The following is a 7,095-nucleotide window of genomic DNA, read 5'->3' as shown; positions in this document are numbered from 1 at the left end:
GAGCCGCGCTCTGGATTCATCCTCATCAGCAGCCGCTACATGGCTGGCCGGGTAAGCCGTGCGCCCGGTGCGGATGAAGCGCACGTGCTGGAGGGGCTGGCGGTTATCAAAGCACAGGTCCTCTCGCACGCTGATTGATGAAAATAGAGAATCAGTTGGCTGCCATTGTTTCGTTGGCTTCATGAGCCTGCCCTCGCTAGGATAGCGACCTGTTGACTCCTTCAGGCTCCAGGCCATGCCGGGCGCCGCCAATCACACGAGGTCTATGGATGGAACTGGAACTGCTCACCCTGGTCGCCCTCTTCGGGGTGGCCCTCATCGCCGGCTTTATCGATGCCATTGCCGGGGGCGGGGGACTCTTGACGGTGCCGGCCCTGCTGGCCACCGGCATGCCGCCGGCCCTGGTGCTTGGCACCAACAAGTTGCAGAGCAGTTTCGGTTCCTTCTCCGCCACCTGGTTTTATGCCCGCAAGGGGCTCCTTGAGTGGGCCATCATCTGGCCGGCGGTCATCTGCACCTTCATCGGGGCGGCCATCGGCACTCTGGCGGTGCAGACCATCGATGCCGCGATCCTGGAGCGACTGCTCCCCTTCCTGCTGATGGCGTTTGCCTGCTACTTCTACTTCTCCCCCAGGGTGAGCGATGCGGAGAGCCAGCGCCGCCTCACCCCCATGGCGTTCGCCCTGCTGGTGGGTGGGGGCGTGGGCTTTTATGACGGCTTCTTCGGGCCGGGCACGGGGTCGTTTTTTGCCATCGGTTTCGTGGCTCTGGCGGGCTTTGGCATGGCGCGGGCCACCGCCCACACCAAGCTGCTCAACTTCACCTCCAACATCGCTTCCCTGCTCTTCTTCACCCTGGGGGGCAAGGTGGTGTGGAGCGTGGGGCTGTGCATGGCGCTGGGGCAGTTCATCGGGGCGCGTATGGGCTCCAAGCTGGTGCTCAAGAAAGGAGTGAAGCTCATCAAGCCGCTGCTGGTGACCGTCTCCCTGGTGATGTCCGCCAAGCTGGTGTGGAGCCAGTACCCCGAGCTCTTTGCCTGGCTGGGCTGAGCCGATATCCCCCATGACGAGGGCCCGATCGCAGATCGGGCCCTCTTGCGTTTCAGCCCTGTGCCGTCAGTTGCCGGAAATGGGCTTGCAGCGCCTGCACCAGGCGGGCAATGCGATCGCGCTTGAGGCTGTTTGGCCGATAGACCAGGTGGAGCGGGCGGCCCAGTCCCGGCAGGGGGCGTGCCTGTGTCCCCTGCTCACCCACCAGCGCCAGCAGGCCGGCGGGCAGGAGCACGGGGCCAATGCCTGCCTTGGCCAGCTCGATCAGCGCCAGGTAGGAATCGAGCTCCATGGCGGGGATAAGCCCGAGGGCGGCCAGGGGCTCGCGCAGATAGCGGTTGGAGGGGTTCTCCAGATCCATGGTCAGGATCTTGCGCACCTTGCCCTGCATCCCCTGACTCACGTCGCCTTCAGCCAGTTGCTTGCTGGTCACAGTTTCTTGCAAGGCGCCCTGGTGATCCGGCTGCGCCGCCTCATCCAGAGCGTCCCCCACCAGATAGAAGGGCTCCTCCAGCAGCCGTTCGGCACACAGCCCATGGCCCGGCGGCAGGCGACCGGCGCAGATCCCGAGCAGGGCATCCCCGCCGCGCACCCGGGCCAGAATGACCGGGGTGTGGTGGGTAGAGAGGGCAATGTGGGGATCCCGTTCAAGGTAGGCGTGCATGAAGCGGGCGAGGTAGCCCGCCAGCAGGGTTTCGGAGCAGGCGATGGACAGAGGGGTCTGATCCGTGAGGATCTGGCTGTCCGCCAGCACCCCCTTCATTTCGGCGAGGCTCGGGGCTACCCGGGCGAGCAGCTCACGGGCCTGGGGAGTGAGGCGGATATGACGGCCATCCGGCTCGATGAGCTTCTTGCCAAGGCGCTGCTCCAGCTGGGCGATGCGCTTGCTGACCGCCGACTGACTGATATAGAGGCGGCTTGCAACCTTGGCCATGGTGCCCTCGCTTGCCAGCAGGCAGAGTGTCTCCAGCCCTTCCAGTAACATGCGTCCTCCCTCCTCGTGTGTTGGACGCGGTTACCTTAGGGGCTGGTGGCATCAGGGGCAAGTACCGTTTGCGGCCCTTGATAGCGGCCAGCGCCACGCCTTGACGGGGGGCGCGAAGATCACCAGGTTGCCGATAAGGCTCACCACGACGCCGACGATGGAGACCGTCTGCCAGACAAAGCCTTCATAGAAGGTGGAGAGGGTGAGAGCCACCAGGGGGAAGAGCACGGTGGCGTAGGCCGCCTTGCTGGCACCGATGCGCCCCACCAGAGTGAGGTAGGCGGTGAAGGCGATGACGGAGCCGAAGATGGCCAGATAGACCATGGCGGCGAGGTAGCGCGGGTCGGTGGGCAGGGTGAGTGACTGACCGAGTACCGTGACCCAGCCCAGCAGCAGCGCCACGCCGTAGACCATGCCCCAGGGTACCATCTGCAATACGTGATAGCCCTGGCGCTGTCCCCGGGCGGAGACCAGGTTGCCCAGGGAGAAGCAGAGGGTGCCGGCGCAGGCAAAGAGCAAGCCCTTCCAGCCGTTTGCACCCAGTTGCGCATCCGCCAGCACCGGCCAGAAGAGCAGCAGGGTGCCAAACAGCCCCAGCAACGATCCTTGCAGCCAGCGCAGGCCCGGTCGTTTACCCTCGAACAGCCAGAGATTGAGGCCGTTGAAGATGCTGGCGCTGGCGAAAATCACCGCCGACAGGCCGCTCGGGATATAGAGGGTGGCGTGGTAGAAACAGAGGAAGTTGGTGGAAAAGAGCAACGCGCCGAGCAGGGCAGCATAACGCTGGCCCGCCCAGGGCAGTCGTGGAAACTTGCCGCTCACCGTGAGCAGGGCGAACAGGGCCAGGGCCGCCAGGGCGAAACGATAGAGCACCGAGACCTCGATGGGGATGGGGCCGAGCTGCCAGGCGATGGCAATCCAGGTGCTGCCCCAGATGAGGACGGTGGAAACATAGAGCATCAGATTCATGGTGTGATCCCATCAAGAGAAGATGATGTGATCAGCATGAACCGGGAGGCGGGGCGCCGGCTTGCACCATCTTGCGGTTTTTTCAACGGAGGCGCAGCCTTTGACCATGAGGCGCGATAAGATGGCGACAGGAAAGGGGCGGCAAGTGCCAGAGAGGGACGCAAGCGTGCAGCATGCCATGCAGCAGACAAGACAGGCGGGGGTCTTTGATGCCCTGGTGAGCACCGGTGCCAGGCTGGAGGACTCCTGCTGGCTGGAGCCCGGGCTCGGGGTGGCGAGCTGGTGCAACCGCTACGATCAGACCCGCTACCACAAGCCGGGCAACCACACCATCAGCGTCTACCTGCAGGGGGGCGAGCAGACCGAGCGGCTGGACGGCCCCGGTGGCCATGGCGGTGCGGGCAAGGTGTGCATCATGCCGGATCACCACAGGTCCGAGTGGCTGGTGCGCGAGGAGTTTCGCTTCTTCCACCTCTACTTCACCCCCGGCCACTTCACCCGTATCGCCGAGCAGGCGTGCGACAAGGAGGGGCGTCATCTGCAACTGGAAGACAAGACCTTCATCGACGATCCCCAGGCGGCGGCCCTGGTGCAGGGGCAATTGATGAAGCTGGACTGGCAGCACGGCATCGATCGCATGGCGCTCTCCCACGGTGCCTGGATGCTGATGCTGCACGCCTATCGCCATCACACTCGCGAGGCCCCGGCGCTGCCGGAGGTGCGCGGCGGTCTGGCCCCCGCCGTGGTGCGCCGGGTGCAGGAGTATCTGCAGGCTCACCTGGCCGAGCCGGTCACCCTGGGAGAGATCGCCCGGGAGGCGGGTCTGAGCGAATACCACTTCGCCCGGATGTTCGGGCAGAGTCTGGGCTGTCCGCCCCACCGCTACCTGCTCGGGCTGCGGCTCAAGCGGGCCAAGCAGTTGCTGGCGGGAAGCGAGCCTCTGGCCAGCATCGCCGCCCAGTGCGGCTTCTCCTCCCAGGCCCATTTTGGCAACCGCTTTCGGGAGGCGTTCGGCCTGAGCCCGGGCCAGTGGCGAGCCCAGTTGTCATTCTCCTGTCACAGATAACCCTGAGACTCTGGACAAAAGAGGTGTACCCTCTGTCTCTTGTCCATTGAAAGGAATGCCCATTGAATCATCGCAAACGTCAGACCCGTACTCGCCATCTCTGGTTCAACCACTGGAATGCCCCCCTCTATCGCGCCACCCAGCCGACGCCGCCCGAACCGCTCGTTCCTCACAGTTCCCGCTGAAAACGCCGTAACCCGATAGGATTTTTCCGGCAACTTTGCCACTATTGCGCCATCAGGATGGACTGGATATGGCCGCATGTTTCTGGAACGCATTGAAGTCAAAGGTTTTCGCGGAATAAATCGCCTCTCTCTCGGGCTGGACAACACCACTGTGCTCATCGGCGAAAACGCCTGGGGCAAATCCAGCCTGCTGCGGGCCCTCTGGTGCCTGCTGGGGGATGCCGAGCCCTATCAATTTGGTCAGGATGATTTTCACCGGCCCGAAGATCCCGAGCTCGAACCCTCGCGCACGCTGCAACTGGTGCTCACCTTCAGCGAGTATCGTCCCCAGATGTGCCAGCACTCCCGCCGTCTGGCCCGCCTCGGCGCGGCCTGGATCCCCCACAAGGACAAGTTCCACCGGGTGCATTATCGTGCCAGTGCCGAGTTGCAGGACGATGGCAGCGTGCTCACCACCCACGACTTTCTCGACGGCATCGGCAAGAGCCTGGCCATCGACAACAATGAGGCGCTGGTACGTCTGCTCATTACCATGAACCCGGTGTTCAGGCTGCGGGATGCCCGTACCGCCCGGGAGGGCATCGAGCGGCTGCCCTGGGGGGATCTGTGCGAGCAGCGGCTGGACGAGCTGGCCGGCAAGCTCACCGACGAGCCCCAGCGCATCGGCGAGCCTGAACTCAAGGAGGCGCTGCAGGCGGTGCAGCAGTTGATGGAGCACTACTTCAGCGCCCTGGCACCCATCAAGCACAAGCCTCGCAGCCAGCGGGATATCGTCAATCGCCCCATGACCCTGCGCAATCCCGGCAACCTGCAGGTGCTGCTGCGCAATGCGGACAATCGGGCACTGCAACTGGCCATGGCGGGCATGGCGGCCATGCTGCTCCACGCTCGGGGCAACCGGGAGCTGGAGGAGGGGGCCAGACCCATATTGATGCTGGAAGACCCAGAGAGCCGCCTGCATCCCACCATGCTGGCCCTGGCCTGGGGTCTGCTGGAGCAGTTGCCCGGCCAGAAGCTGCTCACCACCAACTCGGGGGACCTGCTCTCCTCCTTGCCCCTCAATCAGGTGCGTCGTCTGGTACGCCGCCAGCAGGACATCCTCTGCCATCAGTTGGGAGGGGAGCGCTACAGCAGCGACGATCTGCGCAAGATTGCCTTCCATGTGCGCATCAACAGGCCCATGTCGATGTTTGCTCGCTGCTGGCTGCTGGTGGAAGGGGAGACCGAGATCTGGCTGCTCTCGGAGCTGGCCCAGATCTGCGGCTACAGCCTGCGGGCGGAGGGGGTGCGCATCATCGAGTTCGCCCAGTGCGGCCAGGCTCCTCTCATCAAGGTGGCCCGGGACTTTGGCATAGAGTGGCACCTGCTCACCGACGGTGACGAGGCGGGCGCCAAGTATGCAAGCTCCGCCCGCTCCCTGCTCAAGGGGGAGCGCGAGCGGGATCGGCTGACCCAGTTGCCGGCGGCAGACATAGAGCACTACCTCTACCAGAACGGGTTCGAGGGGGTGTTCCGGCGCGAGGCGGGGGTCGGGGGGCGCTCCACCCTCAACGCCGGGCGCATCATCGCCAAGGCGATCCACCATCGCAGCAAGCCAGGCATGGCCCTGGCGGTGGTGGAGGAGGCGGAGCGCCTCGGCAGCGAGCACATTCCCCCTGTGCTCAAGCAGATGTTTGCCCGGGTGGTTGCCCTTGCCCGGGGACAAAGCTGACCGGCGACGTTGGGAAGACGGAGGGAGTTTGGATATACTCCCTGCCTCTTGTCCTTCCTTACCCTGTGATGGGTGCACCCGCACCCGGACTGCTGCCGGAGACCCTATGTTCGTCCAACTTCCTTTTTGGCTCTTCCCCCTGACCGGTCTGATGGCCCTGGGAGCCCTGATCGCCGTGGGACTCGTCCTGTGGCGCGGGGATCTCTGCCCGGGCCAGCGCTCGCGGATCACTACCCAGCTCTTCTCGGTCTGGGTGATCACCGGGCTCTCCCTGATGCTGGCGGTGGAGGCCAAGGTTGCGGGCTGGCTCATCTGGAGTGGGGGGGCCGCCCTGGTGCTCGGTATCGTGCTCTCCCTGGTCCAGTCTCGCCTGGAGGGCAAGCGCGCCATCCCCGCCACCCTGCTGTGGTTGCCCGCCATGCCGCTCGCCCTCTACGGGCTGGGTCTGATGCAGATCCAGGGCTGGCTCGGCGGCCTGCTGCAGATGGTGCTGCTGGGGTCGGCCTTTGCCCACCTGATGCTGCTACGTGCCCGCCACCGCCTGCAAGCCTTCAATCTGCTGCTGCCCCTGGCGGGGCTCGTCTCCGCCATCCTGAGTCTTATCTGGCTGGCGGTGCTGGTGGGTTGGCAGGGGAGCAGCGCAGGGCTCGACCCGCTGATCCCCGGGGTAGTGACCCAGGCTGGCCTGCTGGTCGCAGCCCTGCTGCTCTGGTTCAGCCCCATCTACCGTCAGCAGGAGACGGCCCCCGTGGTGGTCTCCGTGACCCTGTGCGGCCTCATCATCGCCCAGATTGCGGCGACCAGCGTGTTGCACCAGCTGGCCTGATCCCGGCGCATCCTCCCGCCCGCACCTTGTTGTGCGGGCTTTTTTTATGGCAAAGAGGGGCAAGTCGGGGGGGCGCGGGGAGGGGCCTGAGGGGCGAGAGATCGCTAGCTGCCTGAAAAAACTGCGATTTGTTGCAAAAGAGCGCAGTATGTGACGGTTTAATCCCCGAATAAACTTTTTTTAGGATATTTACTTGCAATCTCAGCGTTGGCGCCTATTATGGGCGACCTCGGACGCGGGGTGGAGCAGCTCGGTAGCTCGTCGGGCTCATAACCCGAAGGTCGTCGGTTCAAATCCGGCCCCC

The 7,095-nt window shown here is 64.5% G+C and carries 7 protein-coding genes; 5 read left to right on the top strand and 2 right to left on the bottom strand.

Features of this window, described 5'->3' with window-relative positions:
• Positions 1 to 269 precede the first annotated feature (269 nt).
• A complete protein-coding gene (locus tag BGO64_RS16750; protein ID WP_010674863.1) occupies positions 270 to 1,049 on the top strand; it encodes a TSUP family transporter in 780 nt (259 codons plus the stop codon).
• A gap of 52 nt (positions 1,050 to 1,101) precedes the next feature.
• On the opposite strand, the gene BGO64_RS16745 is transcribed toward BGO64_RS16750, so the two are convergent.
• Both BGO64_RS16745 and BGO64_RS16740 read right to left on the bottom strand, forming a co-directional pair.
• Positions 1,102 to 2,034 (bottom strand): LysR family transcriptional regulator, encoded by a 933-nt coding sequence (locus BGO64_RS16745; RefSeq protein ID WP_286701043.1) that lies wholly within the window; start codon positions 2,032 to 2,034, stop codon positions 1,102 to 1,104.
• A 51-nt stretch (positions 2,035 to 2,085) separates the two neighbouring features.
• The gene (locus tag BGO64_RS16740) at positions 2,086 to 3,003 is read right to left on the bottom strand and encodes a DMT family transporter (protein ID WP_286701042.1); all 918 of its coding nucleotides are present in this window, start codon (positions 3,001 to 3,003) and stop codon (positions 2,086 to 2,088) included.
• A gap of 178 nt (positions 3,004 to 3,181) precedes the next feature.
• Here BGO64_RS16740 and BGO64_RS16735 point away from each other — a divergent pair, with 178 nt between their 5' ends.
• The 4 genes from BGO64_RS16735 (at position 3,182) to BGO64_RS16720 (ending at position 6,791) form a co-directional block, all read left to right on the top strand.
• Positions 3,182 to 4,069: a helix-turn-helix domain-containing protein gene (locus BGO64_RS16735; RefSeq protein WP_286701041.1), complete on the top strand. Its 888-nt coding sequence runs from the start codon at positions 3,182 to 3,184 to the stop codon at positions 4,067 to 4,069.
• Positions 4,070 to 4,131: 62 nt separating this feature from the next.
• Positions 4,132 to 4,254: a hypothetical protein gene (locus tag BGO64_RS16730; RefSeq protein ID WP_256094327.1), complete on the top strand. Its 123-nt coding sequence runs from the start codon at positions 4,132 to 4,134 to the stop codon at positions 4,252 to 4,254.
• Between the two features lie 76 nt (positions 4,255 to 4,330).
• Complete coding sequence (locus BGO64_RS16725; protein ID WP_039038583.1) at positions 4,331 to 5,965, top strand: ATP-dependent endonuclease; 1,635 nt, start codon at positions 4,331 to 4,333, stop codon at positions 5,963 to 5,965.
• A 106-nt stretch (positions 5,966 to 6,071) separates the two neighbouring features.
• Entirely contained in the window at positions 6,072 to 6,791 is a 720-nt protein-coding gene (locus BGO64_RS16720; protein ID WP_010674858.1) for an HI_1241 family integral membrane domain, read from the top strand.
• Positions 6,792 to 7,095: the final 304 nt, after the last annotated feature.

The organism is Aeromonas sp. 62-46, from assembly GCF_001898585.1.
GTDB classification, from domain to species: Bacteria; Pseudomonadota; Gammaproteobacteria; order Enterobacterales; family Aeromonadaceae; genus Aeromonas; species Aeromonas caviae.
This window is presented reverse-complemented; position numbering and strand designations above follow the sequence as displayed.

What these genes read in the sequence shown, in the direction of transcription:
- BGO64_RS16750 (WP_010674863.1), top strand. Translation starts at nt 270, where the DNA reads ATGGAACTGGAACTGCTCACCCTGGTCGCCCTCTTCGGGGTGGCCCTC.
- BGO64_RS16745 (WP_286701043.1), bottom strand. Translation starts at nt 2,034, where the DNA reads ATGTTACTGGAAGGGCTGGAGACACTCTGCCTGCTGGCAAGCGAGGGC.
- BGO64_RS16740 (WP_286701042.1), bottom strand. Translation starts at nt 3,003, where the DNA reads ATGAATCTGATGCTCTATGTTTCCACCGTCCTCATCTGGGGCAGCACC.
- BGO64_RS16735 (WP_286701041.1), top strand. Translation starts at nt 3,182, where the DNA reads ATGCAGCAGACAAGACAGGCGGGGGTCTTTGATGCCCTGGTGAGCACC.
- BGO64_RS16725 (WP_039038583.1), top strand. Translation starts at nt 4,331, where the DNA reads ATGTTTCTGGAACGCATTGAAGTCAAAGGTTTTCGCGGAATAAATCGC.
- BGO64_RS16720 (WP_010674858.1), top strand. Translation starts at nt 6,072, where the DNA reads ATGTTCGTCCAACTTCCTTTTTGGCTCTTCCCCCTGACCGGTCTGATG.